General features: G+C 42.3%; 1 protein-coding gene. It reads right to left on the bottom strand.

Annotated elements, in window-relative coordinates; translation table 11 throughout:
- Positions 1–293: Ig-like domain-containing protein (locus tag H4J66_RS19900; RefSeq protein ID WP_182176646.1), on the bottom strand; the 293-nt coding region annotated here is incomplete at both ends.

A 293-nucleotide genomic window follows, 5' to 3' on the forward strand; every position in this document is an offset into this window, starting at 1 on the left:
TAAAGCTGGTGACAGTTAGTGGACCGTCTGCAGTTTCTGCGTTATCTAGAACATTACCTGAAACTGCTGTATCTTCAGCTGTTGTGACGGATTCATTGTCATCAGTAAGATCTGATAACGGTGTTACTGAAATTGTTAGCGTAGAACTATCAGTATCACCCGCACCGTCAGTAACAATGTAAGTAATTACAGGCACAGCACCGTTGAAATTATCATTTGGTGTGAAGGTATAGCTACCGTCTGCATTTAAGATGAGTTCACCTTCAGCAAGGGTAACCGTATCACCTGCATTG

The sequence above is a fragment of the Colwellia sp. MB3u-55 genome, assembly GCF_014076785.1.
GTDB lineage: Bacteria > Pseudomonadota > Gammaproteobacteria > Enterobacterales > Alteromonadaceae > Colwellia_A.